19 protein-coding genes are annotated in these 26,185 nt (G+C 67.7%); 6 read left to right on the forward strand and 13 right to left on the reverse strand.

The window, feature by feature from the left end; genetic code table 11:
• The first annotated feature begins 85 nt into the window (after window positions 1-85).
• Window positions 86-556, forward strand: a complete 471-nt coding sequence (locus O9335_RS09460) for an Lrp/AsnC family transcriptional regulator (protein ID WP_298387064.1) — start codon at window positions 86-88, stop codon at window positions 554-556.
• A 25-nt stretch (window positions 557-581) separates the two neighbouring features.
• Here the strand turns inward: O9335_RS09460 and O9335_RS09465 are convergent, their stop codons facing one another.
• From O9335_RS09465 to O9335_RS09505, 9 genes are all read right to left on the reverse strand, one after another.
• On the reverse strand, window positions 582-3,389 hold the full coding sequence (locus O9335_RS09465) for an ATP-binding protein (RefSeq protein ID WP_298387066.1): 2,808 nt from the start codon (window positions 3,387-3,389) through the stop codon (window positions 582-584).
• Between the two features lie 156 nt (window positions 3,390-3,545).
• On the reverse strand, window positions 3,546-4,844 hold the full coding sequence (gene dgt, locus O9335_RS09470; RefSeq protein WP_298387069.1) for a dGTP triphosphohydrolase: 1,299 nt from the start codon (window positions 4,842-4,844) through the stop codon (window positions 3,546-3,548).
• A gap of 197 nt (window positions 4,845-5,041) precedes the next feature.
• Window positions 5,042-6,574, reverse strand: a complete 1,533-nt coding sequence (locus O9335_RS09475) for a hypothetical protein (protein WP_298387071.1) — start codon at window positions 6,572-6,574, stop codon at window positions 5,042-5,044.
• A gap of 2 nt (window positions 6,575-6,576) precedes the next feature.
• Window positions 6,577-7,758 (reverse strand): class I SAM-dependent rRNA methyltransferase, encoded by a 1,182-nt coding sequence (locus O9335_RS09480; protein ID WP_298387073.1) that lies wholly within the window; start codon window positions 7,756-7,758, stop codon window positions 6,577-6,579.
• Between the two features lie 37 nt (window positions 7,759-7,795).
• Window positions 7,796-8,710 carry a tyrosine recombinase XerC gene (locus O9335_RS09485; protein ID WP_298387075.1) on the reverse strand — a complete coding sequence of 305 codons (915 nt, stop codon included), beginning with the start codon at window positions 8,708-8,710 and terminating at the stop codon, window positions 7,796-7,798.
• Window positions 8,703-9,377 (reverse strand): DUF484 family protein, encoded by a 675-nt coding sequence (locus O9335_RS09490; RefSeq protein ID WP_298387077.1) that lies wholly within the window; start codon window positions 9,375-9,377, stop codon window positions 8,703-8,705. The genes O9335_RS09485 and O9335_RS09490 overlap by 8 nt, the downstream gene beginning before the upstream one ends.
• Entirely contained in the window at window positions 9,374-10,177 is an 804-nt protein-coding gene (gene dapF / locus O9335_RS09495) for a diaminopimelate epimerase (protein ID WP_298387079.1), read from the reverse strand. The genes O9335_RS09490 and dapF overlap by 4 nt, the downstream gene beginning before the upstream one ends.
• 26 nt (window positions 10,178-10,203) lie before the next feature.
• Complete coding sequence (locus O9335_RS09500) at window positions 10,204-11,100, reverse strand: lipid A biosynthesis acyltransferase (RefSeq protein ID WP_298387081.1); 897 nt, start codon at window positions 11,098-11,100, stop codon at window positions 10,204-10,206.
• On the reverse strand, window positions 11,097-11,939 hold the full coding sequence (locus tag O9335_RS09505) for a lysophospholipid acyltransferase family protein (protein ID WP_298387083.1): 843 nt from the start codon (window positions 11,937-11,939) through the stop codon (window positions 11,097-11,099). Before O9335_RS09505 ends, O9335_RS09500 begins: the two co-directional genes overlap by 4 nt.
• A gap of 143 nt (window positions 11,940-12,082) precedes the next feature.
• Here O9335_RS09505 and metK point away from each other — a divergent pair, with 143 nt between their 5' ends.
• From metK to O9335_RS09520, 3 genes are all read left to right on the forward strand, one after another.
• A complete protein-coding gene (gene metK / locus O9335_RS09510; RefSeq protein ID WP_298387085.1) occupies window positions 12,083-13,264 on the forward strand; it encodes a methionine adenosyltransferase in 1,182 nt (393 codons plus the stop codon).
• A 110-nt stretch (window positions 13,265-13,374) separates the two neighbouring features.
• Window positions 13,375-14,475 carry a crosslink repair DNA glycosylase YcaQ family protein gene (locus O9335_RS09515; protein ID WP_298387087.1) on the forward strand — a complete coding sequence of 367 codons (1,101 nt, stop codon included), beginning with the start codon at window positions 13,375-13,377 and terminating at the stop codon, window positions 14,473-14,475.
• Window positions 14,472-15,371, forward strand: a complete 900-nt coding sequence (locus O9335_RS09520) for an acyltransferase (RefSeq protein ID WP_298387090.1) — start codon at window positions 14,472-14,474, stop codon at window positions 15,369-15,371. The genes O9335_RS09515 and O9335_RS09520 overlap by 4 nt, the downstream gene beginning before the upstream one ends.
• Before the next feature lie 27 nt (window positions 15,372-15,398).
• On the opposite strand, the gene O9335_RS09525 is transcribed toward O9335_RS09520, so the two are convergent.
• Both O9335_RS09525 and O9335_RS09530 read right to left on the reverse strand, forming a co-directional pair.
• Window positions 15,399-16,535 carry a PilT/PilU family type 4a pilus ATPase gene (locus O9335_RS09525; protein ID WP_298387091.1) on the reverse strand — a complete coding sequence of 379 codons (1,137 nt, stop codon included), beginning with the start codon at window positions 16,533-16,535 and terminating at the stop codon, window positions 15,399-15,401.
• Between the two features lie 67 nt (window positions 16,536-16,602).
• Window positions 16,603-17,646, reverse strand: coding sequence for a type IV pilus twitching motility protein PilT (locus O9335_RS09530; RefSeq protein WP_298387093.1), 1,044 nt, complete (start codon window positions 17,644-17,646; stop codon window positions 16,603-16,605).
• Between the two features lie 35 nt (window positions 17,647-17,681).
• Here O9335_RS09530 and O9335_RS09535 point away from each other — a divergent pair, with 35 nt between their 5' ends.
• A complete protein-coding gene (locus O9335_RS09535) occupies window positions 17,682-18,347 on the forward strand; it encodes a YggS family pyridoxal phosphate-dependent enzyme (protein ID WP_298387095.1) in 666 nt (221 codons plus the stop codon).
• Window positions 18,348-18,402: 55 nt separating this feature from the next.
• Here the strand turns inward: O9335_RS09535 and O9335_RS09540 are convergent, their stop codons facing one another.
• Both O9335_RS09540 and O9335_RS09545 read right to left on the reverse strand, forming a co-directional pair.
• A complete protein-coding gene (locus tag O9335_RS09540) occupies window positions 18,403-21,747 on the reverse strand; it encodes a carboxypeptidase regulatory-like domain-containing protein (RefSeq protein ID WP_298387097.1) in 3,345 nt (1,114 codons plus the stop codon).
• Between the two features lie 270 nt (window positions 21,748-22,017).
• The gene (locus tag O9335_RS09545; protein WP_298387099.1) at window positions 22,018-22,497 is read right to left on the reverse strand and encodes a protein phosphatase CheZ; all 480 of its coding nucleotides are present in this window, start codon (window positions 22,495-22,497) and stop codon (window positions 22,018-22,020) included.
• 153 nt (window positions 22,498-22,650) lie between these two features.
• Between O9335_RS09545 and O9335_RS09550 the strand changes: the two genes are divergently transcribed.
• Window positions 22,651-26,184, forward strand: coding sequence for an indolepyruvate ferredoxin oxidoreductase family protein (locus tag O9335_RS09550; RefSeq protein ID WP_298387101.1), 3,534 nt, complete (start codon window positions 22,651-22,653; stop codon window positions 26,182-26,184).
• The last annotated feature ends 1 nt before the right edge of the window (window position 26,185 follow it).

Consider the following 26,185-nt stretch of genomic DNA (forward strand, 5'->3'; position numbering starts at 1 on the left):
CAGCATTCGTGCCTTTCTGCAATTTTCAATTTCTACCACTTCACTTTGCTTCAAAATTGCAGTTTGATATTTTTCGCGCAATTTCATGACATCCCCACTCCCCCTGGATCCGGTGGATCGCCGCCTGCTGGCCTTGCTGCAGGACGATTGCTCGCTGACCAACCAGGCCTTGGCCGAGCGGGCGCACGTGTCGCCGGCCACGGCGCTGCGCCGCGTGAAGGCCCTGGTGGAGGCGGGCGTGGTGGAGCGGCAGGTGGCCATCCTGAGCCCCCAGCACCTGAACACCGGCCTGACCGTGCTGGCCGAGGTGACCTTGGACCGCCAAGGCGCCGAGCACCTGGACGCCTTCGAGGCCCACGCCGTGGGCTTCGCCGAGGTGCAGCAGTGCTACCGGGTGTCGCCCGGGCCGGACTTCGTGCTGGTGCTGCATGCGCTCGACATGCCGACCTACCAGGCCCTGAGCCAGCGCCTGTTCACGCAGCAGGCCAACGTGCGCAACGTGAAGGCCTTCTTCGCCACCAAGCGGGCGAAGTTTCACCCGCGGGTGCCGGTGTAGGGCCCGCCGCGGCGCTGTTGGCGCATCAAGCCGCTGGACTCGGCCCCTGGATGGGCAAGCGCAGGGTGAAGCACGTTCCTTGACCCGGGGTCGACTCCACGTCGATCGAGCCCTGGTGCTTCTTGATGATGGAAAACGACAGGGACAGCCCCAAGCCCGTGCCTTTGCCCACCGGCTTGGTGGTGAAGAAGGGCTCGAAGATGCGGGCCTTGACCTCTGGGCTCATGCCGCAGCCGTTGTCGCGGATGGAGATGCACGCCTGGTCCTGCTCTTGCCAGGATCGGATGTCGATCCGGCCTTCGTGCTCGATGGCATGGCTGGCGTTGACGAGCAGGTTCATCAGCACCTGGTTGACCTGGGCCGCCAGGCAGTGCACCGGTGGCAGCGGCCCCAGCTCGGTGTGAACCTGGGCCTTGTACTTGATCTCGTGCATCAGCATGTTCAGCGTGGACTCGATGCCGGCATTGAGATCGGCATCCAACCAGTCCGAGGCGTCGATGCGAGAGAAGTTGCGCAAGTCCTGCACGATGCGCTTAACGCGGTGCAAGCCCTCCATGCTTTCGCTGATCATGGCCGGGAGGTCTTCCACCGCCAACGACAGGTCCATTTGGCCTTCCAAAGCCTCGATGCGCTGCCGTAGGGCCTCGTCCCACCCCTCCCGGGGCACGGCCTGGTAGCCCTGCAACAGCGCCAGCAAGCTGCCCACTTCGCGCGACAGGGAGTTGAGGTTGCTGCTGACGAAGCCGATGGGGTTGTTGATCTCGTGTGCCACGCCGGCCGCCAACTGACCGATGGACGCCATCTTTTCCTGTGCGGCCACTTGACGCTGCAACTCGCCGAGCTTTTCGTAGGCTCGGGCGTTGTCCATGGCCACGGCGGTGTAGGCGCACAGGTTGCGGAAGATGAGCTGCTCGCGTTCGCCATAGCTGTTGGCGTCGTCGCCCCGCACCCGCACCACCCCCACGGCTCGCTCGGCCACCTGCAAGGGCGCGATCATGGTGTGCCCGCGCTGAAGGCTCTGCCCGGTGCCTGCCCCCAACAGCATTTCGGTGCGCTCGCGCAGGGCGCGGACCAGGTGGTCCTTGGGGTCGTCGACGGAGATGGTGGTGCGGGCGGGCGCGGCCTCGCCGCAGCCCACGGCGCAGACCAAGTGCTCGCCAGCTTCGTCCAGCAGGTAGACGGCCAGGCTGCGGGTCTTCAAGAGCTGGTTCACATGGCCACGCAACACGGCCAGCACGCGGTCGGCATCCAACTGCGCGGTGATCTCTTGGCCGATGTCGGCCAACTGCAGCAGAACGTCGTGCAGGTTTTGCAGGGCCTCGGAGCGCTCGACCTCGGACTGCGCCAATTGCCGCAAATGCTCCCGCTCGGCCTTGGCCCGCTCCACCTGATGCTGCACATGCAACACCGCCGCCTGCTTGGCGGACTCTTCGGTGATGGTTTGCTGCCGAAGCTCGCTCGCGCGCTGGATGAGCTCGTAGGCCCGTTGGTGGTTGTCTCGGGCGGCATGGGCCCGAGCCTTCATCTCCAGCAGGGTCGGTGTCGGGCGGTAGCCTGGCAGGGCCGATGCCTCGTCCATCGCTTCGTTCAACCAGACCAAGATGGAATCGGGACCCGCCCCTTCGGCCGATTCGATCTCCGCCAGCGTTTGGCAAACGTCCACCAGGGTGCAACGCTCGCGCTGGTCCTTGGCCACGGCACGCGCATGCAGGGCGGCCTCGCGGGCCTGGGGCAAGCGCCCCAGGTGCATCAAGGCCCGGGCCTGCCCCAAGGTGGCGTCTGTGTGCATGTCCTTGGAGTCGACTTCAGCCGCGCGCTGGGCCAACTCGTTGTAGCTGCGCAGCGCGGCCTCGTGCTCCTTCAGGTCCAACTCGATTTCCGCCAGGTACTTCAGGGCCAACATGGCGCTTCGGTTGCTGGGGTGCGCGGCCAGCAGGCTCTGGCACTCCAACAAAACGTCGCGCGCGGCATCCAGTTGGCCCATGCGCCGCATGGCAGAGCCGGTCTGCGCCAACGCGCCGGCCAAGGCCCCGGGCCAACCGGCGTCGCGCGCCAGACCCAGACCGCGCTGTAGCCACTCGATGGCCCGCGAGTAATCCGACATGTGGGTGTAGGTGTAGCCCAGGTTGGACGCCACCGCCATGGCCCGCCGCCATTGCCCCGTGCGCAAGGAGCGCTCGAAGGCCTCGAGGAACCAGACCACGGCGGGCTGGAGCTCCGAGGACAAGCCGTCTTGCAGGCCCCGGAAATCGGCCACCGCCGCCGCCACCGCGTCACTCAAACCGTCTAGGCGCTTGGGCAGCTTCTGATCCCAGGCCTCGAAGGCCAGGGTTTGGTCGCGAAACAGGTCGGCCCGACCCATGGTGCTTTGAACCATGCATTGCCGGTCGGCATCCTGCACCCGCTCGGCATGCTGCAGGGCCTGTTGCAGGTGGTGCCGCTGCGGCTCCACCCAACCGCGATCGGCGGCTTCGTGGTGCCGCAGCCAATGCACGTCGCACAGGCCGTGGTGATCGTCCGCCCGCTCGAAGGCCTCGGCCGCCTGCCGCATCCAGGTGTCGGCCTCGTCCAGCCGCAAGTGCAGCAAACACTCTTCGGCGAGGACCAACTGCATGCGTGCCCACAGGCTCAAGCCCTCGCGGCCTTCGGGCGGTCCCAACCGCGACAGCACCTGCTGCGCCATTTGCCCAGCCAGCGTGGTGTTGCGCTGGCGCAAGGCCCAGGCGCACAGGGCCTGTTCGGGCAGGGGCAAGGCGCTGGCGCTCAGGAGGTCGGACGGCAAGGTCGACTCGGCGACCAGGGGAAACATCGCGAGCGCCTGATTCCAGCTCATGCCGTGCATCCTTGCGGGGTTTCGGGGGCGGATTGCCCGCGTTCAAGGATAGGTGCCGCAGCCCATCAACGCCAACGGCCACGACCGCCGGCAAAGGCTCAGGGCGTGCCCGATGTCACACCCATCGAGGGTGGCCGCCAACGCCGGGAGAACCCGTCAAAGGCGCCACTGCTGCTGCAGCCGCACGCACTGAAAATCGGGCAAGCCGGCCAACCAATCGGCCACGCAACGTCGTCGCGCGCGTTCGCCCGAAGCCACCCGCAGGCGCTGCAACACCGGGCCCGGCAAGCAGCGCTCCGGGTCGGCCCAGCACGTTTCCAACAGCCCCTGCATGGCGCTGAGGCCACGCGACAGCGTGGGCGCCAACTCGGGCGCGTGGAAGACCTTGCGGTCCACCAACTCCCCCAGTTGCTTCAGCCAGGCCCTGGCCTGAGGCATCAAACTGGCTTGGTAGCGCAACAGCGGGCTCTCGAACTCGGGCCATTCGTCGACCTCCACCGACACGACGAAGGCGTTGATGAGGGTGCCGATGGCCCGCCGGCGCCGCGCCTCGGACGCACCGAACAGCGAGTCCGCCAACGCAGCATGGTCGTCCACCTCGACGGCACTGGCCCAGCCTGCGTCCGGCACCACCTTGCGCCAGTCGTCGTGCCCGATGCGCCCCAGGGCGATGCCATCCTCCAATTCATGCACGCCGTGCGCGATCTCCCACGCCAGCTTGACGATGCTGCAGTCCCATGAGGGCGGTCCGGCCCGACCCGCGCGCTGCGCATCCGCGCGCACGGCCGGGCGCAGGAAGCGCTCGGCGTCCGACGAGGACACGCCCTCCACCATCCAAGCCACCGCCGCAGCCTCCTCCTCGTAGTAGGCCCCCGGCGGCTGGACGCTGTGGGGCGGCACCACCGATGGCCAGGCGGCGGGGTGCGTCAGGCAGCCGATCAACACGCGCCGCGACAGATCCAACCCATGGGACTCCGAGTAGCTTTCCAGCGCACACACGGCCCGCAAGGCTTGGGCGTCGACCTGAAATCCGCCCCAGTCGGCCATCCAGGTCTGGAGGGCCAACTCGCCACCATGACCCAGAGGCGTGCTGCCAAGAAAGCGGGCGAAGGCGATGGCCTCGACCAGGTTGGGATCGGGCAACACGGCCCGCCAAGGGGCATCGGGGGAATGCAGGGCATCCAGGGCCCGCAACAAACCCCGCGACAACTGCGCCACTTCCAGCGATTGCGTCAATCGCGTGCGCATCAAGTCGCCTTGATCGAGCCCCGGCAACACGTACTTGCCCTGCAAGCGCCGGAAGCCCGAGCAGTGCAGCAATCGGGCGCGATCCCGCGCGTAGGGATTGCGGTAGGCCCCTTTGGCCCGGTTGACTTCGTCGGCCGACCGACGCTGGGCCCACAGGGCAATGGCCTGCAAGCGGGCAGCTGCGTCCGATTGAGCGGTACTTCCCATGGCAACTCCTCGGTTCAGCCTGGGGGAACATCCCGTGCGCGATGCCCCGTGGCGGACAAGTCGTCTGAAGATAGCCCTCTGCACCTGCCCGACGCCGGCATCACCGGGTCAAGCGCTCGGTTGCAGTGTGACAGACGCCACGGTTCCCGGCCATGCCTCCGCCACCGGTCGGCGTTGGCCGCGGCCCGCCCGAGAGCTCAGGAACCCAACACCCCGTAGGCGTACCCGATGCTCAGCCCCACAAAGGGCGCGCGCTGCGTGTTGCCGCGCAAGGTGCCCCACTGCCCCGCACCCAGGCGCACGCGCAGGCGTTCGTGGGGGCCGGTGCCCTCCCACTGCACCCAGGCCTCGGTCTGGCCCACGGCGCCACCGCCCACGGCCACCCCGCCGCCGCCGGCAGCCCCCACCAGTCCCTCCACGCCCGCACGCCAGCGCCAGGCCCCCGAACCCCGGGGCGACGACTGCAGGCCGACGCCGAACAGACCGATGGCATACGCCCCGGCTTTGCCACTCGCGGCCGCGTTGCCCTGGGCAGCGCCGTACAGGTGCGGGCCCAACTCGCGATTCACACCGAGCAGGGCCTTGGTGACGGCTTGCTGGCTGCCATCCTTGAAGCGCACGCTGTTGTGGTGCTGCACGCCGCCCCACAGGATTTGTTGGCGCACGATGCCGTCTTCGCGATCGCGTCCGAGCTCGTCCGTGCTGCGTCGCCCCTCGAGCGGCAGCACCAAGCTCAAGCGCGTCTCCTGCGCCGAGAAGCGGCCGTTCATCGACTGGGTGCGGTTCGCGTCCAAGCGCAGGGCCGGGCCCCAGGGGGTGATCCAGCGCAGCGTGGGCCCCACCCGCCACAGGCGGCCGCTGCCGGTGTCCACCCCGCCGCCACCGCCCAGGCCCACGCCCCCTTGGACGCCCAGGCGCAGTTGGGGGTGGAACAGGGCCCAGTCGGTGCCGGCGTTGAGCAAGACCTCCATGTAGCCGTCGATGCCGCCTTTGGCCGCACCCGCGGCTTCAACGCCCCACCAGGCATCGGGCGCGATGTACTGACGGGCATCGGCCCCGGCGCGGCCCAGACGCTCGCGCAGCGGCTGACCCTCGCGGTTGCGGCTGCCGCCCCGGGTCGTGTAGTAGCCGCCGCTGAGCGCCATCTCGTCAAAGCCCACCCCACCGCGCGCGTGGGTGCGCCCAGGGCGCCCCACGTCGCTCGGCGCGAAGGCGCGGAAGTCGTCCATGCGGCCCAGGGTCAGGGTCCAGGTGGTGTCGCGCACGTTGCCGCTGGGAAAGCGCGTGTGCGCCAAGCCCGCCCCCAGGTACCACGGCCCCCATTCCTGGCGCACCTGCAGTTCGGGCCGCACCATGAAGCCACCACCGAAGCGCAGCGCCGGGCTGCTGAGCCCGCCGCCGGCGCCCAAGGTCAGGTTGGCGGCCAGGTGGGTGTGGCTGCCCAGCCGCCAGCGGCGCTGGCCGGTGACGCCAAACACAAACACCCCACCCAAATTGCCCTTGGCGGTGCCCAGAACCGTGGGCCCGAAGCCCCAGTCGTCGTCCACCGCCACCAGCCAGCTGCCCGCCAGCAAACCAGCCGACTGCCCGTTGGGCAAGCGCAGCGGCTGGGCCGACAGCTCGGCGGTGGCCGGGCGGGTGTCGCGGGGCGCCGCCAGCGGCACGGGGTTTTCGTCGGCCCAAACCGGAGCCACCAGGGCGCAGCCGAGCAACAAAGACACGGTCTTCATCGTCAACGCTTCAGCACGAGCAAGCCCTTGAGGTACTCGCCCTCCGGGAAGCACAGGGTTTGGGGGTGATCGGGGGCGGCGCCCACGCGCGCGACGATGGCGCCGTCCACGCCGGAGTCCGTGCCAGCACTCGCCACGATCTTGTGGAACAGCTCGGGGCCCACGCCACCGCTGCAGCTGTAGGTGGCCAGCAGGCCGCCGGGCGCCAGCAGCTTCAGGCCCAGGCGGTTGATGTCTTTGTACGCGCGGCTGGCCCGTTCGGCATGCGCGGCGCTGGGGGCGAACTTGGGCGGGTCGAGCACGATGGCGTCGAACTGCCGCCCTTCCTTCAGGAACTGGCGCAGCGTGGCGTTCACATCGGCATCGAGCGCCGTGTGGTGCGCGGGGTCGAAGCCGTTCAGCACCACATGCGCGGTGGCGCGCGCCAAAGCCGGGGCCGAGGAGTCGACGCTGGTGACCTCGGTGGCACCACCCGCCAGCGCCGCGACCGAAAAGCCGCCCGTGTAGCTGTAGCAATTGAGCACGCGCTGCGCCTTCAGGCGGCGCACCCACACGGCAAAGTCGCGTCGGTTGTCGCGCTGGTCCAGGTAGTAGCCGGTCTTGTGGCCCTCGGCCACGTCCAGGGTCAGGCGCCAGCTGCTCTCCAGCAGCTCCACGGTGGTGGGGCCTTCGCCGCGCAGCCAGCCGGTGACGGGCGGCAGGCCCTCGAGCTGGCGCACGCCGCTGTCGCTGCGCTCGTACAACTTTGCGAGGCCAGTCGCGGCCAGCAGGGCATCGGCGATCACGCCCTTCCACTGCTCGGTGCCAGCGGCGAGGAACTGCGCGACGAGCGTGTCGGCGTAGCGATCGACGATCAGGCCCGGCAGGCCGTCGGCCTCGCCGTGGATGAGGCGCACGCCGTTGCTCTCGATGCCCAAGCGCTCGCGCACGGCCAGCGCGGCGAGGATGCGGCGCTCGAAGAACTCGGCGTCGATGCGCTCGGCCTCGTCAAAGCTCCAAGCGCGCACCTTGATCGACGAGCTCGGGCTGTACGCCGCCCAGCACAAAAAGCCACCGTCGCTGCCCACCACGCGCACCGTCTCGCCGAAGTCGGCCTTGCCCTTGGCGATGGAGCCTTCGAACCCCCAGGGGTGGCGGCGCAGCAGCGAGCGCTCCTTGCCCGGACGCAGTTGGATGGTTTTCATAGGGGCGGCATTGTGGCGGCTTGCCGCCGGCGGGCCATCATTTGCGGCCCTTGGCGCGCGGGTGCGCGGCGTCGTACACCTGGGCCAGGTGCTGCCAGTCCAGCCGGGTGTAGACCTGGGTGGTGCGGATGTTGGCGTGGCCCAGCAGTTCCTGCACGGCGCGCAGGTCGCCGCTGCTTTGCAGCAAGTGGCTGGCGTAGCTGTGGCGCAGCATGTGCGGGTGCACGTGCGCCGGCAGTCCGGCTTGCACCGCCACCTGGGCCAGGCGCACGCGGGCTTGGCTGGGGCTCAGGCGGGCGCCGCGTTCGCCCAGCAGCAGGGCAGGCTCGTCGGAGCGCGCCCATTGGCCGCGCACGGCCAGCCAGTCGCGCAAGGCGCGCAGGGCCGGTTCGCCCAGGGGCACGGCACGGCGCTTGGCGCCCTTGCCCAGCACGTGGGCCTCGGTGTTGGCCAGGTCGACGTGCCCCGCGCCACCGGGCTGCACGTCCAGGCCCAGCACCTCGCTCAGGCGCAATCCAGCGCCGTAGAGCAGTTCGATGAGGCAGCGATCGCGCCGGCTCGCCACATCGTCCCCCTGTGCGTGGTCGGCCAGGGCGACGGCATCGTCCACCGCCAGGGCTTTGGGCAGTGGCCGAGCGGCCTTGGGGGCCTTGACGCCGGCCAGCGGGTCGTGGTCGATGCGGCGCTGCTGCGCCAGCCACTGGTAGTAGCCCCGCCAGGCCGACAAGATCAACGCCAAGCTGCGCGGACCCAAACGCGCCGCATGCAGCTCGGCCACCAAGCCGCGGGCCGTGCTGGGGCGCAGTTCGTCCAAGGCCAGGCCCAGGCTCTGGCAACCGGCTTGCAGGCGGGCCAGCGCGTCGGCGTAAAGGCGCAGCGTGCGTTCGGCCAAGCGGCGCTGCACGCGCAGCGTCGTCAGGTAATCGTCGAAGGGGTGGAGCGCGTCAGGCAAGGTGCTTGGCGAGCGCGGTGCCCGCCACTTCAGCCACGCGCAGCAGGAACTCGTTGCCCTTGTCGGGCGCGTAGCGGGTGGCGTCGGGCGAGGCCAGCACGATCAAGCCGAACGGCGCCCCATCGGCCGCCTGACCCGGACGGCGCAGGGGGATCAGGGCCATCGAGCCCACGGGCCCGGCCACCCAGCGCGAGGGCGCGCTGCCGTCGTTCAGCGTGCAGCGGGGCTCGGCCAGTTCGGCGGCCAGGGCCTTCACGTCGTCGGCCACGGGCGCCGCCCAGTCGGCCTGCGCCTGCTCGGGCTTCACGCCCCACACACGCAAGGCCGCTTGGGGGATCAGGAACTGCTCGCGCAGGCCCTCCAACAGGCTTTGCGGCGTGGCACCGTCCTGCATCTGGGCCAGGGTCCAGCGCTGCAGTTTTTCAAAGTGGCCGAGGTTTTCGGTGCCGGCCCGGATCATCTCGATGATGCGCTGCTCCAGGCCCTTGATGCGCTGACGCAGCATGTCGGCCTGGCGCTCTTGCAGGCTCACCGTGCGGTGGCCCAGCGGGTGGCTCAACTGGATGGCCGCCAGCAGGTCGGCGTAGCGCTCGAAAAAACTGGGGTTGGCGGCCAGGTAGTTGGCCAAGTCCTGCTCGGTGATGCCTTGAATGTCGGGGGTGCTCACAGCTCGATCTCTCCATCAAAAACCGTCTCAGCCGGGCCCGTCATGAAGACGCTGCCCTGGCCATCCCATTCGATGCGCAGCAGCCCGCCACGCGCTTGCACTTCCACCGCGGGGTCGAACCACCCGGCACGGATGCCCGCGACCACCGCCGCGCAGGTGCCGGTGCCACAGGCCAGGGTTTCGCCAGCACCGCGCTCGTAGACGCGGATGCGGGCGTGGCCGCGGTCCAGCACCTGGAGGAAGCCCACGTTCACGCCCTGCGGAAACGCCGGCAGCGCCTGGATGCGCGGGCCCAAGGTGCCGACGGGCGCAGCATCCACATCGTCCACGCGCAGCACGGCGTGCGGATTGCCCATGGACAGCACGGCCACGCCCTGCAGCAAGGGCTCGTCGCCGGGCACGAAGGGGACCCGCGCGGACTCAAACACCGGCGGCCCCATGTCCACACGCACACGCCCGTCCGCCATCAGGCGCAACTCCAACACGGCATTGACGGTGCGCACGCGCACCGTGTCGCGCTCGGTCAGGCCCTTGTCGCGCACGAAACGCACGAAGCAGCGCGCGCCATTGCCGCAGTGCTCCACCTCGGCGCCATCGGCGCCATTGAAGATGCGGTAACGGAAGTCGATGCCGGGCTCGGTGCTCGCCTCCACCACCAGAATCTGGTCGCAGCCCACGCCGAAGCGGCGGTCGCCCAAACGACGCAATTGCGTGGGGCTCAAGGCGAAGGGCTGGCGGGTGGCGTCGATCACGACGAAGTCGTTGCCGGCGCCCTGCATCTTGGTGAAGGGCAGGTGCATGGAGCGATTGTCGCGGGCGACGCCGGTCAGTAGAGGGGGGGCTCGCCCTCAGGCCGCGTCTTGAAACGCTTGTGCACCCACAGGTACTGGGCGGGTTGCTCGCGCACCTGGGCCTCCACCCAGCGGTTGAGCAAGGCGGTGTCGGCCAAGGCATCGCCCGTGGGGAAGCCCTCCAAGGGCGGCAGCGCCTTGATGCTGTAGCCCAGACCACCGGGCCGGATGTGGACGATGAGCGGCAACACCAGCATGTCCAGGCTCTGGGCCATCTTGGCCGGCGCCAGCAGCGTGCAGGCGGGCACGCCAAAGAAGGGGACAAAGGCTGAGCCATCACGACCAAAGTCCATGTCGGGCGCGTTCACGAAGCCATAGCCCTGGCGGATCCACTTGATCACGGGCCGGGCGCCCTCGTGCCGGTCCACCAGCGCGTTGGTGCCGAAGCGTCCGCGCGCGCGCAGCAGGGCCGCGTCGATGACGGGGTTGCTTTGCCGCTGGTACACGTCCAGCGCTGGGCGGCTTTGCCGCAGCATCAAGGCCGGGCCCACCCACTCCAGGGCCACGAAATGCGGCACCAGCCACATCACCGGCCGGTCGCTGCGCTCGGCCAGCGTCAAGTCGCCTTCGATCTGCATCAGGCGCAGCAAGCGCCGGCGCGAGGCAAACATGAGCAAGCTGCGCTCCAGGATGGAGCGCCCCACCCACCCAAAATGCTCGCGCGCCAGGGCCTCGCGCTCGGCCTCGCTCCGTTCAGGAAAGCACAGCGCCAGGTTGCGACGCGCAATCCGCCGGCGAGAGCCAGCCAGCCGCCACAGCACAGCCCCCAAGCCGCGCCCCAAAGCGGCCAGCACCGGCATCGGCAGCCAGTGCAACAACCACATCAGCCCGATGCCCAGGTGCGCGCCGCCGCGAGACAGCAGCCGCTTCATGCCACCCCCTCCACACCCCGCGGTGCCTTGTAGCGGTTGTAGCCCCACAGGTACTGGCTGGGCATTTCGCGAATCAACAACTCCATCGCGCGGTTGGTGGCCTCGGTGAGGACATCCAAGCTGGGCTCACCAGGTGGGAAGGGGAAGTCGCGCACGTGCAGCACGAAGCCCCGCCCCCAGCGCAACCGTTCGCACCAGAACAAGACAGGCACGCAGCCGGTTTGCTGCATCAACCGAGCCGCCAGGGTCATCGTGTACGCGGGCTGCCCAAAGAACGGCTGCCACTGGCCCATGCCCTCGGGAGGCACTTGGTCGGGCAACACGCCCACGGCCTCGCCTTTTTTCAGGGCGCGCAGCATCTGCCGGATGCCGGCCACCGCCGCCGGGGCCGCCGTGAGGTGATCGCGGTCGCGCGAGGCCGCGACCAGGTCGCGCAGCCAAGGCTTGCGCGCCGGGCGGAACATGACGGTGATGGGGTGGGCGGCGCCAAACCGCTCGGCATAGGCCTGCGCGGCGGCCTCGAAACAGCCCATGTGCGGCGTCAGGATCATCAAGCCGCGCCCCTGCGCCAGGGCGGCTTGCACCTTCTCGACCCCGTCCCAGCGCACCCAATCGCCCAGGGGCCGCGTGCGCGGCCGCAGCCACAGCCAGGGGATCTCGAACAGCATGCGCCCGGCCGACGCCACCGCCCCGACCCAGGGCACCCCGGCCCGCCGAGCGTTCGCGCACAGCCGCTGGCGGTAGCTGGGCGATAGCGCAAAGGCCCACCAGCCGGCTGCGGCGCCCAAGCCGTGCAAAAGCCACAGGGGCCAGCGAGACATCCAACGCAAGAAAAACATGGGCAGATAATGCGGCGGTCGCCGAGTTAACCAGACAACTTGCGGGGCGACGGAGCTTCGGGCTCCACCAAATGCCGCTAAAGCGTCGCCGCCACCTCCCTGGTACGGCAACGCCGGTTGCAACGTTCACAGGAGTTTATGCAGTGGCATCCAGCGATTTCCTCTTCACGTCCGAATCGGTCTCGGAAGGGCACCCCGACAAGGTGGCCGACCAGATTTCCGACGCCATCCTGGACGCGATCTACACCCAAGACCCCCTGAGCCGCGTCGCGGCCGAGACCCTGTGCAACACGGGCCTCGTGGTGCTGGCCGGTGAGATCACCACCAACGCGCACGTCGATTACATCCAGGTCGCCCGCGACACCATCAAGCGCATCGGCTACGACAACACCGAGTACGGCATCGACTACAAAGGCTGCGCCGTGCTCGTGGCCTACGACAAGCAGAGCAACGACATCGCCCAGGGCGTGGACCGCGCCAGCGACGACTACCTGAACATCGGCGCCGGCGACCAAGGCCTGATGTTCGGCTACGCCTGCGACGAGACGCCCGAGCTGATGCCCGCGCCGATTTACTACGCGCACCGCCTGGTCGAGCGCCAAGCCCAGTTGCGCAAAGACGGCCGCCTGCCCTTCCTGCGCCCCGACGCCAAGAGCCAGGTGACCATGCGCTACGTGGACGGCAAGCCCCACAGCATCGACACCGTGGTGCTGAGCAGCCAGCACGCGCCCGAAATGAGCCTGGGCGACAAGATGAAGCCCGAGTTCATCGAGGCCGTCATCGAAGAAATCATCAAGCCCGTGCTGCCCAAGGAGTGGCTGCAGGACACGAAGTACCTGGTGAACCCCACCGGCCGCTTCGTCATCGGCGGCCCGCAGGGCGACTGCGGTCTCACGGGGCGCAAGATCATCGTGGACACCTACGGCGGCGCCTGCCCGCACGGCGGGGGCGCCTTCTCGGGCAAGGACCCGACGAAGGTCGACCGCTCGGCCGCCTACGCCGCGCGTTACGTGGCCAAGAACATCGTGGCCGCCGGCCTGGCGCGCCAGTGCCAGATCCAGGTGGCCTACGCCATCGGCGTGGCCCGCCCGATGAACGTCACGGTCTACACCGAAGGCACGGGCGTCATCAGCGACGACCAAATCGCCGCCTTGGTCAACGAGCACTTCGACCTGCGCCCGCGCGGCATCATCGAGATGCTGAACCTGCGCCGCCCGATCTACGAGAAGACCGCCGCCTACGGCCATTTCGGTCGCGAAGAACCCGAGTTCACGTGGGAGCGCGTGGACAAGGCCGGAGCCCTTCGGGCGGCGGCGGGTCTGTAATCCACCACGTTCGCGTCAAGTCCGCCCTTCAGGCGCCCACTCGAACCCCGGCCCAGGCCGGGGTTCGGCGTTTCAGGCGCCCGAGAATCGCGCTGCACCCGTTCGCGCCCATGCCCAGCCTCAGCCTCAACGACCTGCGCCGCCACGCGGTGGCCCGCAGCCTGTTCGCGCCCACGTCCCTGGACGAGGCCGTGCAGCGCCTGGGCGGTTTCGTGCAGGCCGACCCCCTGCGCGCCCCCGCGCGGGCGCAAGACCTCACCCTGCGTCACCGCGTGCGCAGCTACCGCGTGGGCGACCTGGAGCGCCGCTACCCGCGCAGTGGCTTGCAAGAAGACTTCTTCGTCAACTACGGCTTCGTCACGCCGGGCCTGCGGGCGCTGATGCACCCGCGCCGCGCCCGGCGCACGTGGGACCGCACCCGCCAGCGCCAGGCGGAGGAGGTGCTGGCGGTCGTCGCCGCGTTGGGCGAAGCCCATCCGGCTGCGGTGGACGCTGCGCTGGGGCACGGCAAGGTCAAGAACTGGTTCGGCGGCGACAGCCGCTTGTCCACCGAACTGCTGGATGACCTGCATTACCGCGGCCAGCTCGACGTGGTGCGCCGCGACCAGGGCACCCGCGTTTACGCGCTGGCCGCGCCTTGGACACCGCCCGCGGACCCGCAGGCGGCGATGGACGCGCTGGCCGATGCCCTGGTGCAAAAGTACGCGCCCTTGCCCGCCGCCACGCTGTCGCAGTTGATCTTCATGCTTTACGCCGCCGCCTACCAGTGGGTGGACCTGCGCAAGGCGACGCTGACCCGCGCCAAACAGCGCCTGGCACAGGCCCGCGTGGACGGCACCGACTGGTTCTGGCCTGACCATGAATCGCCGGCCGAGGGCTGGCGCATCCCCAGCCGAGTCCGCCTGCTCGCCCCTTTCGACCCCGTGGTGTGGGACCGACGGCGCTTCGAACGGCTGTGGGGCTGGGCTTACCGCTTCGAGGCCTACACCCCCGCCGCGAAACGCGTGCGCGGCCATTACGCCCTGCCCTTGCTGTGGCGCGACCGCGTCATCGGCTGGGGCAATTTGAAGTGGCGCGACGGCGCTCTGCGCGCCGAGCTGGGGTATGCCAGCGGCCACGCGCCCCGCGAGCCCGGCTACGCCGATGCCCTGCAACAGGAACTGGACCGATTCACCACCTTCATGACCCCTACTTCTGCACCCCGGCCATGACGCAACGCCCCTTTGACTTCCTGCTCGGCACCCTCAGCTCGGTGCTTCTCACGCTGAACACCGTGTTCTGGTGCACGCCGCTGTTGACACTCTCGGTGCTCAAGCTGCTGCTGCCCGTGGCCGCCCTGCGCCGGCGCATCGACCCGGTGCTCAACACCATCGCCGCCCAGTGGATCGCCTGCAACAGCGCCTGGATCGGTTGGCTGCAACGCCATCACCCGTGGCGGGTCGACATCGAGGGCACGCTGCGCCCCGGGGGCTGGTACCTGGTGAACTGCAACCACCGCTCGTGGGTGGACATCTTTGTGCTGCAAAAGGTGTTCAACCGCCGCATCCCCATGCTGAAGTTCTTCCTGAAGCAACAGCTGATCTGGGTGCCCGTCATCGGCCTGGCCTGGTGGGCCCTGGACTTCCCCTTCATGCGCCGGCACTCGGAGGCGCAGTTGAAGAAGAACCCCGCGCTGCGCGAGCAAGACCGGCAAACCACCCGGCGCAGCTGCGAGCGCTTTGCCTTGGTGCCCACCAGCGTCATGAACTTCGCCGAGGGCACACGCCTCACCGACGCCAAGCACGCGGCGCAGCAGTCGCCCTACGAGCACCTGCTCAAGCCCAAAGCGGGCGCGCTGGCGCTCGCCCTGAACGCGATGGGGCACCAGTTTCAGGCGCTGCTGGACGTGACCGTCGTCTACCTGGACGGCACCCCTAGCTACTGGGATCTGGCCTGCGGCCGCATGGGCCGCGTGGCCCTGCACGTGATGGAGCGCCCCATTCCCACGCACCTCGTCGACGGCGACTACGGCGGCGATGCCGCCTTCCGTGCCGAGTTCCAGGCTTGGCTGGGTGAGATCTGGACCGAGAAAGACCGCCGCATCGCGGCGATGCTCATGGCCCGCTGAGGGGCCGCCCTCGCCTGCTCGCGCTGGTCAGACGATGGTAAGGTGCTCGGTGCCGGCGCCGATGTCGCCGGCACGGGCGCGGGCGCTGTTGAGCTTGATGTTCAGCCGCAAATCGTTCACCGAATCGGCGTTGCGCAGCGCGTCCTCGTAAGTCACCTTGCCGGCTTCGTAGAGGTCGAACAGGGCCTGGTCGAAGGTTTGCATCCCCAGCTCGCGCGAGCGCTTCATCACGTCCTTGATCTCGCCCACTTCGCCCTTGAAGATCAATTCTTGGATCAGCGGTGTGTTGATCATGATCTCCACCGCCGCCACCCGACCCTTGCCCTCGCGCCGCGGCAACAGCCGCTGCGACACCAAGGCCTTGAGGTTGAGCGACAGGTCCATCAGCAGTTGCTGACGCCGTTCTTCCGGGAAGAAGTTGATGATCCGGTCCAGCGCCTGGTTGGCGCTGTTGGCGTGCAGGGTGGCCATGCACAAGTGGCCGGTTTCGGCAAAGGCCACCGCGTGATCCATGGCCTCGCGGTCGCGGATTTCGCCCATCAAGATCACGTCCGGCGCCTGGCGCAGCGTGTTCTTCAGCGCCATCTCCCAGCCATCGGTGTCGATGCCCACTTCACGCTGGGTGACGATGCAGTTTTTGTGCGGGTGCACGAACTCCACCGGGTCTTCGATGGTGATGATGTGGCCGTAGGTCGACTCGTTGCGGTGGTCGACCATGGCCGCCAGCGTGGTGCTCTTGCCCGAGCCGGTGCCTCCCACCAAGATGATGAGACCGCGCTTGGTTTCGGCCAGCGGCTTCAGGATGGTCGGCAGGTCCATGCTGGCCACCGTGGGCAACTGGGCCGGAATGGTGCGCAGCACCATGCCCACATGGCCTTGCTGGATGAAGGCGTTGACCCGGAAACGACCGATGCCCTGCGGCGCGATGGCGAAGTTGCACTCCTTCGTCTTCTCGAACTCCGCCGTCTGCTTGTCGTTCATGATGGCCCGCGCCAGCTGGATGGTGTGCTGGCCCGCCAGCGGCTGGGGCGACACCTTCGTGATCTTGCCGTCCACCTTGATGGCCGGCGGGAACTCGGCCGTCAGAAACAAGTCCGAGCCCTTGCGCGACACCATGAGGCGAAGCAGGTCGTTGATGAACTTTGAGGCTTGATCGCGTTCCATGGTGATTCCTTTGCTTGCCGCCCTCGCTCGGCATCGCCCGGCCCTCGGGGCCCGGCTGGGGTCCGACTCAGCCCGGGAAGTTCTCTGGCGTCTTGGCGCGGCTGCGGGCTTCGGCCGCGCTGATGACGTTGCGCTTGACCAAGTCCATCAGATTTTGGTCCAGCGTTTGCATGCCCTGGCCCTGCCCTGTCTGGATGGCTGAATACATCTGTGCGATCTTGTTCTCGCGAATGAGGTTCCGGATCGCCGAATTGCCGATCATGATTTCGTGCGCCGCCACCCGGCCGCTGCCGTCCTTGAGCTTGCACAAGGTCTGCGAAATGACGGCCACCAGCGACTCCGACAGCATCGCGCGCACCATTTCTTTTTCGGCCGCAGGGAACACGTCCACCACGCGGTCCACCGTTTTGGCCGCGCTGCTGGTGTGCAAAGTGCCGAACACCAAGTGGCCGGTTTCGGCCGCCGTCAGCGCCAGACGGATGGTTTCCAAGTCGCGCAGTTCACCCACCAGCACCGCGTCCGGGTCTTCGCGCAAGGCGCTGCGCAAGGCGTTGGCAAAGCTCAGGGTGTGGGGCCCCACCTCGCGCTGGTTGATCAGGCACTTCTTGCTTTCGTGCACGAACTCGATCGGGTCTTCGATGGTCAGGATGTGGCCGTACTCCGTCTCGTTCAGGTGGTTCACCATCCCCGCCAAGGTGGTGCTCTTGCCCGAGCCCGTGGGCCCGGTCACCAGAACCAAGCCACGCGGCTTCAGGGCCAGCTCGGCAAACACCTTGGGCGCGTTGAGCTGCTCCAGCGTCAGGATCTTGCTCGGAATCGTCCGGAACACGGCGCCCGCGCCGCGGTTCTGGTTGAAGGCGTTGACGCGAAAGCGCGCCAGGCCCTGGATCTCGAACGAGAAGTCCACCTCCAGCGTGTCCTCGTAGACCTTGCGCTGGGCGTCGTTCATGATGTCGTACACCATGTCGTGCACCCCACGGTGGTCCAGCGGCTCGACGTTGATCCGTCGCACGTCGCCGTGCACGCGGATCATGGGCGGCAGGCCGGCCGAGAGGTGCAAGTCCGAGGCCTTGTTCTTGACCGAAAACGCGAGCAGTTGCGTGATGTCCATGGTGGCGGCGCGAAGCGGGTAGTCTGCGAGCCATTATGGCCACGCTCCACGACCGAATCACCGCCGTCCACATCCGGATTGACACGGCCACGCGCGCCGCCCAACGCCCCCTCGGCAGCGTGCGCTTGCTGTGCGTCAGCAAGACGCAGCCTGCCGAGGCGTTGCGCGCTGCCCACGCCGAAGGCGAATGCGACTTTGGCGAAAACTACGTGCAAGAAGCCCTGGACAAAATCGCCTCCTTGGCCGACATCCGCCGCCACCTGACCTGGCATTTCATCGGCCCGCTGCAAAGCAACAAGAGCCGCCTCGTGGCCGAGGCGTTCGACTGGGTGCACAGCGTCGACAGCCTGAAGCTGGCCCGGCGCCTGTCCGACCAACGCCCGGCCGACCTGCCGCCACTGCAGGTGTGCCTGCAGGTCAACATCAGCGCCGAGTCCAGCAAACACGGCCTGACCCCGGACGAGGTGCCCGCCTTGGCCCAGGCCGTGGCCGCCCTGCCCCGGCTGAGGCTGCGCGGCCTCATGAGCATCCCCGCACCGGGCGACACGGGCGCCCATGCACGCCTGGCGCGGCTGCTGCAACCTGGGATGGACACGCTCAGCATGGGCATGAGCGAAGACCTGGAGGCGGCCATTGCGGCCGGCGCCACCTGGGTGCGCGTGGGCACGGCGGTGTTCGGGCCGCGAACCCCCGAGGTCTGAACCGCCAGAAAAAAGGCCCGCTTGCGCGGGCCTTGGCGGGGGGAGCCGGTAAGGCTCAGAACGAGTAGCGGACCGTGACCTGAAGCGCCCACTGCGATTCGCCGCGGTTTTGGCGGGTGGTGAAGTCGCTCGGGTCGTTGACCGAGTACACCATCTTGCCCGTCGACGGATCGATGCCCGCGAAGTTCACGAAGTTGCGAACGTTGCCACCAGTGCCGAAGCCGACTTCGTCGATACGGCCCCAGCGACGATTCAGCATGTTGCCGAAGTTCTGCAGGTCCAGCGTCACCGTGCCCTTGTGGCCGGCGAACAGGCCAGGGATTTCCTGGCTCACGCGCAAGTCGAAGCTGTTGGTGAATTTCGAGAAGGCTGCATTGCGCCCCACCACGCCGCCCTTGGCATCCCGCAGGGCCTTGTTGGCGTCGACCACCGACCAGAACTTGGCCTCGGCCGCGGCACCCGAGTTGGCCACCGTGTTCGTCGAACCCGGCAGCTTGAACAGGACCTCGCCAGAGCCTTGGCCCTTGGGCACGTACAACAGGTCGTTGCCCGACACGCCGTCGCCGTTCATGTCGTTGTTGAAGGTCCAGCTGTAGGGCTTGCCGGTGCGGCCTTCGTAGGTCACGCCCAGGGTGGTGCGGTACTTGCCGAAAAACGCCTTGCTGTAGCTCAGATTGGCATTGACACGCTGACGGATCAGGTAAGCCGAATTCGCCACCACCTCTTCGTTCGGGTTGTAGCTGGCGCGGTTGACCCAGTTCGAGTTGGCCGTCGACGAGGTCAGCGGGCTGACCTCCTTAGCCGTGGTCCAGGTGTAGGCCGCCGTCCATTGCAGGCCGGGCATCGGGCGCTGCGAAACCGACAGCGTGACCTGATCACCGCCGCCCAGCTTCGTGCGTTCCACCAGGGTCACGTTGTTGAAACTGACGTTGTTCAAAGCTTTGACGAGCGATCCGCAACCGGTGGTCGGCGTTGCGCCGCCCGCAGTCCAGCAATTGGGGTTGCGACCGGCAGCGTTCCAGAACAACTGACGACCATCTGGGGACGTGGCGGTGACCGTGCCCAGGTTGAGATATTGGTAGTACAGGCCGTCTTGGACGTCGGTATGCAGCCATTCGGCGCCGACAGTCAGGCCGTACCAGGGCAACTCGGTGTCGAAAGCCAGATTGGCCTTCAACACCGAAGGCTGCTTGACGTTGGGCGAAATGATGTCGATGTTGGCCGCCGGCGGGGTTCCGGTGATGACCGGTTGCGCATCGGGGTTGGTCACGAACACCAGCGAGGCCGGGCAGGCCGAGCCGCCGGTGCCCGAGCAGCTGAAGTTGGCCGTGGCGCTGCCGTTGTTCTGGAAGGGGTTGGTCATCCAGACGTTGGCCGCAGCGCCCTGGAACAGACCCAAACCACCGCGCAGTTGGGACTTGCGCTTGTCGACCGGCTCGAAGGCGTAGTTGAAGCCAATGCGCGGCTGCCACAACTTGGTGCCATCCAGCGTGCGGGCGTTGTCGAAACCAAAGCCACCGGTCTGCCGCACATTGGTGGCGGCATTGCCGGCCACGACAGCGCCCGAGGCCACGGTGTTGGCGATAGGACGGTCGCTGGTGCTGATGCTGTCCACGCGCAAGCCGCCGGTCAGGGTGAGCTGGTTGCTGAGGGTCCAGGTATCCTGCAGGAACAGGCCCAGGTTGTTCAGCGTCCAATTGGCGGCACCGTCCCGCAAGGTCTTGCCAGCCAGAGGGAGCTGCACGTTGTAGCTGGTCGGGCGACCGGTCTGCCACAGGGCGACGGGGTCAGTGCCCTGGAAGACGTAAACGCCCTTGGTGTTCTGCAAGAACGCATTGAAGATCTCGTTCTTCTCGAGGTCAAAGCCGCCCTTGATTTCGTGGTCGCCCAGGAAGTAAGTGCCCGCGAAGAAGGTGTTGAGCGTCTTGGTCGACAACTGGTTGAAGTGACGGCTGTTTTCAGTGCCGAAACGCAGCGTGCGGTTGCCCGTTGCGGTGCCGGCCGGCGCCGCGGTCGTCCAGATCAGACTGACCATGGGCAAGTTGCTGTTGTTCAGCGGCTCGCTGGCGTAGTCGCGCTGCGAGATCTTCAGTTCGGTGGAGAAGTCGTCGGTCCAGTTGGAGAAGACCTGGCCCACCAGGGTTTCCAAGGTCTTTTGCTGCACGTACCAATGCGAGCTCATCGACAGCGTGGTGTTGCTGGTCGTGCTCGGGAAGATGGGGTTGGCTTCTTCCGACTTGGTGTAGCGCAGGTTGGCCTTGTGCTTCTCGCTGATGTTCCAGTCCAGCTTCAGCAAGGTGTCTTTGGCGACCAACTCCACGCCGCTGACCGCGTTGAGGTTGCCAATGTCCATGCCATAGGTTTTGCCGGCAGCCACGGCCGCGTCCACTTGCGCCTGGGTGATGCCCACGGCCGGCAGGCTGCCCCCGATGGGGCCCCATTGCGGGCCGTTGCGCGTGCTGCGCAGGTCTTCGTAGCTGGCAAAGAAGAACAGCTTGTCCTTGATGATCGGGCCGCCCAAGGTGAAGCCTTTGGTGTCTTCCTTGAAAGCGGGCGGCGCAAAGTACGTGTCGTTGTTGCGGTTGTAGCGGTCGCCGGCCATGTTGGCGTCGCGGTACACGTAGTACACGCTGCCCTTCAAGTCGTTGGTGCCCGAGCGGGTCACGGCGTTGATGTTGGCGCCGGTGTAACCCGTCTGGGTGACGTCGTAGTTGCTCAGGTTGACCTGCACGGCCTGGATCGCGTCGATCGAGATCGGCTGCTTGAGCATGGGCAGGTTGTTCGACTCCAAGCCGAAGGTGTCGTTGATGCGAACGCCGTCGATGGTGATGGAGTTGAAACGGGTGTTCTGGCCGCCGGCCGAGATTTCGCCACGCTCTTTGTCGGTTTGCGACAGGCGCGGGTCGTTGCGGGCGTAGTCCTGCAGGTTGCGACCGATGGACGCGTAAGCATCCAGTTCAGCGCGACCGATTTGCGTGCCCGAGCCCATGTTGCTGGAACCGAACTTGGTCGCTGCCGCGGCGGTGACCACCACGCGCTCCAGCGTTTGAGCGGCGGTGCCCAGGCTCAGGTCCACTTGGGTGGTCTCAGCCAGCACCAGGTAGACATCGTTGGTCACCGACTTGTCGGCGCCCTTGCTCACGGTGACGGTGTACGGGCCGCCCACGCGCAGACCACGGGCGCTGTAGCGGCCGTCGGCGTCGGTCGTCAGGGTGTTGGACGCGCCTGACTCTTGGTGAACCACCACCACCGTGGCACCCGCCACCGGCTTGCCATCGGGCGTCAGGACGCGGCCACCGATAGCGGCGGAGGTGTTTTGCGCCAGAGCGGGCGCGGCAGCCACGATGGCCACAGCGGCGGCCAAGGCGTGGCGGGTGAACAAGGAACCAAGCGGGTTCATGGGGAAAACTCCTGGGAAATCAAAGGAGAAGCCGGCTTGCGGACCTCAGGGGCATCGCGGGAGCGACGTATCGACTGAGGTGAACAAGCCGGCACGAGAAACGAAAGGCGTCGATTCTGGGTGGGCTCTTTGACGCTTGGGTGACAGGCGATGGCTTCAGGGGGGCTTCTTCAGGGGCTCTGGCACTTTTTCGCAACACTGTGGCGATTTCGCCGCGAAACGCGCCTGGGGCTGGGCCGGGCGAAGCCCTGGACAGCACCCCGAGGAGGCTCAGAACCCCATCGACGCCAACAAATCGTCAACGTCGTCTTGCTTGAGCGCTTTGTCGGGGGTTTGGACGCCAGCCAATTCGTTGCCCTGCCGCGGCAGATTGGGGGACACAGCGTCGCCCGCGTGGTCGAGCACCTGCTGCAGCGGCCGCTCGACGCTTTCCAGCAGTTTGACGACCTTGTTGATGACTTGGCCCGACAGGTCTTGAAACTCTTGCGTCAGCATGAGTTCGGTGCTCAGCGCCTGCTGCCGATCGGCCAAAGCGACGAGGGCGGCCGGGTCGGGCGCACCCGCCAAGCCGCGCAGGGCTTGGATGTCGGCCTGCAGTTGGTCGACCAAAGCGAACACCTTGTGGGAGGCTTGCTCGGTCATTTGCTTGACGTAGAGCAGTCGCTCGCAGGCATCGGGCAGTTCGTGCGCGGCCACCTGAATGACACCCAGCGCCTCCTGCGTCAACCCGCTTGTTTGGCCGTCAGCCATGTGCCGCCTCCTGTTCGGAGGCCGATGCTAGGAGCCGTGCTGGCCTGAGCCCGCAGAGCGCCAGGGGCGACCCGGCACAATCTCACGACCCGGCCCCGCTCACGAGGGGGGCGCCGGCTCCCCCCGCCTCCACTTCATTTGCGAGACCTCGCCATGAGCGACGCTTTGCCCTTGCGCAGCTACCAGCTGAGCGACAACCTGGCCGCCGACAGCGGCTCCGTCTTCCTGACCGGCACCCAAGCGCTGGTGCGCCTGCTGATCATGCAAAAGCGCGTGGACGAGCGCGCCGGCCTGAAGACCGCAGGCTTTGTCTCCGGCTACCGCGGCTCGCCCCTGGGCATGGTCGACCAGCAGTTGTGGAAGGCGAAGAAGTTCTTGGGCAAGGCGCAGGTCGAGTTCCTGCCCGCCATCAACGAGGACCTGGCCGCCACCGCCGTGCTGGGCACCCAGCGCGTGGCGCTGGACCCGCAGCGTCGCGTCGAGGGCGTGTACGCCATGTGGTACGGCAAGGGCCCGGGCGTGGACCGCAGCGGCGACGCGCTGAAGCACGGCAACGTCTACGGCTCGTCGTCGCAGGGCGGCGTTCTGGTGGTGGCGGGGGACGACCATGGCTGCGTGTCCTCGTCGATGCCGCACCAGAGCGACCTGGCCATGCAGGCCTGGTTCATGCCCGTGCTGCACCCGGGCAACGTGGCCGAGTACCTGGAGTTCGGCCTGTACGGCTGGGCCCTGAGCCGATTCAGCGGCAACTGGGTGGGCTTCAAGGCCATCAGCGAGGTGGTCGAGTCGGGCATGACGGTGGACCTGGACGCGGTGCCGCTGGACTTCGAGCACCCGGGTTTGCCAAATTCGGACTTCACGCCGGCCACCAACCTGCACATCCGCCAGACCGACCTGCCCAGCCTCGACCTGGAAAGCCGCCTGGCGCACAAGCTGGCCGCGGTGAAGGCGTTCAGCAAGCTGAACTCGGTCGACAAGCACATCGTGTCCAGCCCGGCCGCCACCCTAGGCATCGTCACCGTGGGCAAGGCGCACTTCGACTTCATGGAGGTGCTGCGCCGCCTGGACCTGGACCCCAACGCCCTGGCCGCTGCCGGCGTGCGCGTCTACAAGGTGGGCTTGGTGTACCCGCTGGAGCCCACGCGCATCGATGCCTTCACGCAGGGCCTGACCGACGTGCTGGTGATCGAGGAGAAGGCCCCGGTCGTCGAGCGGCAGATCAAAGAGATGCTGTTCCATCGCCCGGCCTTCCAGCGCCCGCGCGTGGTGGGCAAGACCGACGAGCACGGCGCCCCGCTGCTCAGCGAGTTGGGCGAGCTGCGCCCGAGCCGCATCATGGCCGTGGTGGCCGAATGGCTGGCCCGCTTGAACCCCGCGCTGGACCGCCGCCACCTCGTGGTGGACTTCACCGCGCCCTGCGTGCTGAGCAACGCCGCCGACGCCACGCGCCGCCTGCCCTACTTCTGCTCGGGCTGCCCGCACAACACCAGCACCAAGCTGCCCGAAGGCTCGCGCGCGCTGGCCGGCATCGGTTGCCACTTCATGGCCAACTGGATGGAGCGCAGCACCTCGGGCCTGGTGCAAATGGGCGCCGAGGGCGTGGACTGGGCGGCGATGAGCCGCTTCACCGACGCGCCGCACGTCTTCCAGAACCTGGGCGACGGCACCTACTACCACTCGGGCTACCTGGCCATCCGCCAGGCCATCGCCGCGCGCACCAACATCACCTACAAGATCCTCTACAACGACGCCGTGGCCATGACCGGCGGCCAGCCGGTGGACGGCCAGACCAGCGTGCCGCAGATCGCCCGCCAGGTGGAGGCCGAGGGCGTGAAGCGCCTGGCCATCGTGTCCGACGAGATCGAGAAGTACGACGCGCACCGCGCGCTGTTCCCGCCGGGCACCACGTTCCACGACCGTGGCGACCTGGACGCCGTGCAGCGCGAGCTGCGCGAGGTCAAAGGCGTGAGCGTGCTGATCTACGACCAGACCTGCGCCGCCGAAAAGCGTCGCCGCCGCAAGAAGAAGGAGTTCGTTGACCCGCCGCGCCGCATCTTCATCAACGAGCAGGTGTGCGAGGGCTGCGGCGACTGCGGCCAAGCCAGCAACTGCCTGAGCGTGGTGCCGGTGGAGACCGACTTCGGCCGCAAGCGCGCCATCGAGCAAACCAGCTGCAACAAGGACTTCAGCTGCGTCAACGGCTTCTGCCCCAGCTTCGTCAGCGTGGACGGCGCCGTGCTGAAGAAGAAGGTCGGCGCCAGCTTCACGCCGGCCGACGTGCAGCGCGAGCTGGCCGCCATCGGCGAGCCACCCGCCTGGCAGTGGACCGGCCCCTTCGACCTGCTGGTCACCGGCGTGGGCGGCACCGGCGTGGTGACCGTGGGCGCGCTGATCACCATGGCCGCGCACCTGGAGCGCAAGCAGGCCTCGGTGCTGGACTTCATGGGCTTTGCGCAAAAGGGCGGCAGCGTGCTGAGCTTCGTGCGCGTGGCCCCCACGGCCGACCTGCTGAACCAGGTGCGCATCGACACCCAGCAGGCCGACGTGCTGCTGGCCTGCGACCTGGTGGTGGGCGCCAGCCAGGACGCGCTGCAAACGGTGAAGCCCGGCCGCACCGTCATCCTGGCCAACACGCACGAGCTGCCCACCGCCGCCTTCGTGCGCAACCCCGACGCCAGCCTGCACGCGAGCGAGCTGTTGGAGAAGATGAAGTTCGCCGTGGGGCCCCAGGGCACGCTAAAAACGCTGGACGCCCAAGGCATCGCGCAGCGCCTGCTGGGCGACACCATGCCGAGCAACATCGTCATGCTGGGGGCTTGCTGGCAGGCCGGCCTGGTGCCGGTGAGCCACGCCGCCCTGATGCGCGCCATCGAGCTGAACAACGTGGCGGTGGAGGCCAACAAAACGGCGTTTGCGCTGGGCCGCCTGGCCTACGCGGCGCCGGCGGCGATTGGGCGCTTAGGGGGCACATCCAGCGGCGAGCAACAGGTGCTGCTGAACCTGAGCAGCGACAAGCTGGATGGCGACGAGGGCTTGATCGCCCGCCGCGTGCGCTTCCTGACCCAGTACCAAAACACCGCCTACGCCGAGCGCTACCAAGCGCTTGTCGCTCAGGTGCGCGCGGCTGAAAGCCAACTGGGCGAGGCCGGCAAGGCCGAGCGCCTGAGCAAGGCCGTGGCCCGCTACCTGGCCAAGCTCATGGCCATCAAGGACGAGTACGAGGTCGCGCGCCTGTACACCGACGGCCAGTTCGAGGCCTCGCTCAAGGCCCAGTTCGAGCGCTGGGACGGCCTGCGCTTCCACCTGGCGCCGCCCCTCCTGGCCAAGCCGGGCAGCGACGGCCGCGTCAAGAAGCTCACCTACGGCGGTTGGATGTGGAAGGCCTTTGGCGTGCTGGCGCGGTTCAAGGGCCTGCGCGGCACCGCGCTGGACGTCTTCGGCCACACCGAAGAGCGCCGCATGGAACGGCAACTGCTGGCCGACTACGAAGCCCTGGTGCGCGAGCTCATCGCCGACTTGACGCCCGAAAAGCTGGAGCTCGCGCTGCAACTGGCGCGCCTGCCCGAGCGCATCCGAGGCTACGGACACGTCAAGCACGCCAACGTGCAGACCGTGCGCCAACAATGGAACGACATGCTCGGCCGCTACCGCGCCAGCAGTCCCCAACCCGAACCCCTGAGCGTTTGAC

The sequence above is a fragment of the Inhella sp. genome (assembly GCF_027532025.1).
Classification (GTDB): domain Bacteria; phylum Pseudomonadota; class Gammaproteobacteria; order Burkholderiales; family Burkholderiaceae_C; genus Inhella.

Coding starts and splice junctions, on each gene's coding strand:
- O9335_RS09465 (WP_298387066.1), bottom strand. CDS start 3,389: ATGAGCTGGAATCAGGCGCTCGCGATGTTTCCCCTGGTCGCCGAGTCG.
- O9335_RS09520 (WP_298387090.1), top strand. CDS start 14,472: ATGACGCAACGCCCCTTTGACTTCCTGCTCGGCACCCTCAGCTCGGTG.
- O9335_RS09535 (WP_298387095.1), top strand. CDS start 17,682: ATGGCCACGCTCCACGACCGAATCACCGCCGTCCACATCCGGATTGAC.
- O9335_RS09480 (WP_298387073.1), bottom strand. CDS start 7,758: ATGAAAACCATCCAACTGCGTCCGGGCAAGGAGCGCTCGCTGCTGCGC.
- O9335_RS09545 (WP_298387099.1), bottom strand. CDS start 22,497: ATGGCTGACGGCCAAACAAGCGGGTTGACGCAGGAGGCGCTGGGTGTC.
- O9335_RS09505 (WP_298387083.1), bottom strand. CDS start 11,939: ATGTTTTTCTTGCGTTGGATGTCTCGCTGGCCCCTGTGGCTTTTGCAC.
- O9335_RS09530 (WP_298387093.1), bottom strand. CDS start 17,646: ATGGACATCACGCAACTGCTCGCGTTTTCGGTCAAGAACAAGGCCTCG.
- dgt (WP_298387069.1), bottom strand. CDS start 4,844: ATGGGAAGTACCGCTCAATCGGACGCAGCTGCCCGCTTGCAGGCCATT.
- O9335_RS09475 (WP_298387071.1), bottom strand. CDS start 6,574: ATGAAGACCGTGTCTTTGTTGCTCGGCTGCGCCCTGGTGGCTCCGGTT.
- O9335_RS09525 (WP_298387091.1), bottom strand. CDS start 16,535: ATGGAACGCGATCAAGCCTCAAAGTTCATCAACGACCTGCTTCGCCTC.
- O9335_RS09550 (WP_298387101.1), top strand. CDS start 22,651: ATGAGCGACGCTTTGCCCTTGCGCAGCTACCAGCTGAGCGACAACCTG.
- O9335_RS09515 (WP_298387087.1), top strand. CDS start 13,375: ATGCCCAGCCTCAGCCTCAACGACCTGCGCCGCCACGCGGTGGCCCGC.
- O9335_RS09460 (WP_298387064.1), top strand. CDS start 86: ATGACATCCCCACTCCCCCTGGATCCGGTGGATCGCCGCCTGCTGGCC.
- O9335_RS09500 (WP_298387081.1), bottom strand. CDS start 11,100: ATGAAGCGGCTGCTGTCTCGCGGCGGCGCGCACCTGGGCATCGGGCTG.
- dapF (WP_298387079.1), bottom strand. CDS start 10,177: ATGCACCTGCCCTTCACCAAGATGCAGGGCGCCGGCAACGACTTCGTC.
- O9335_RS09540 (WP_298387097.1), bottom strand. CDS start 21,747: ATGAACCCGCTTGGTTCCTTGTTCACCCGCCACGCCTTGGCCGCCGCT.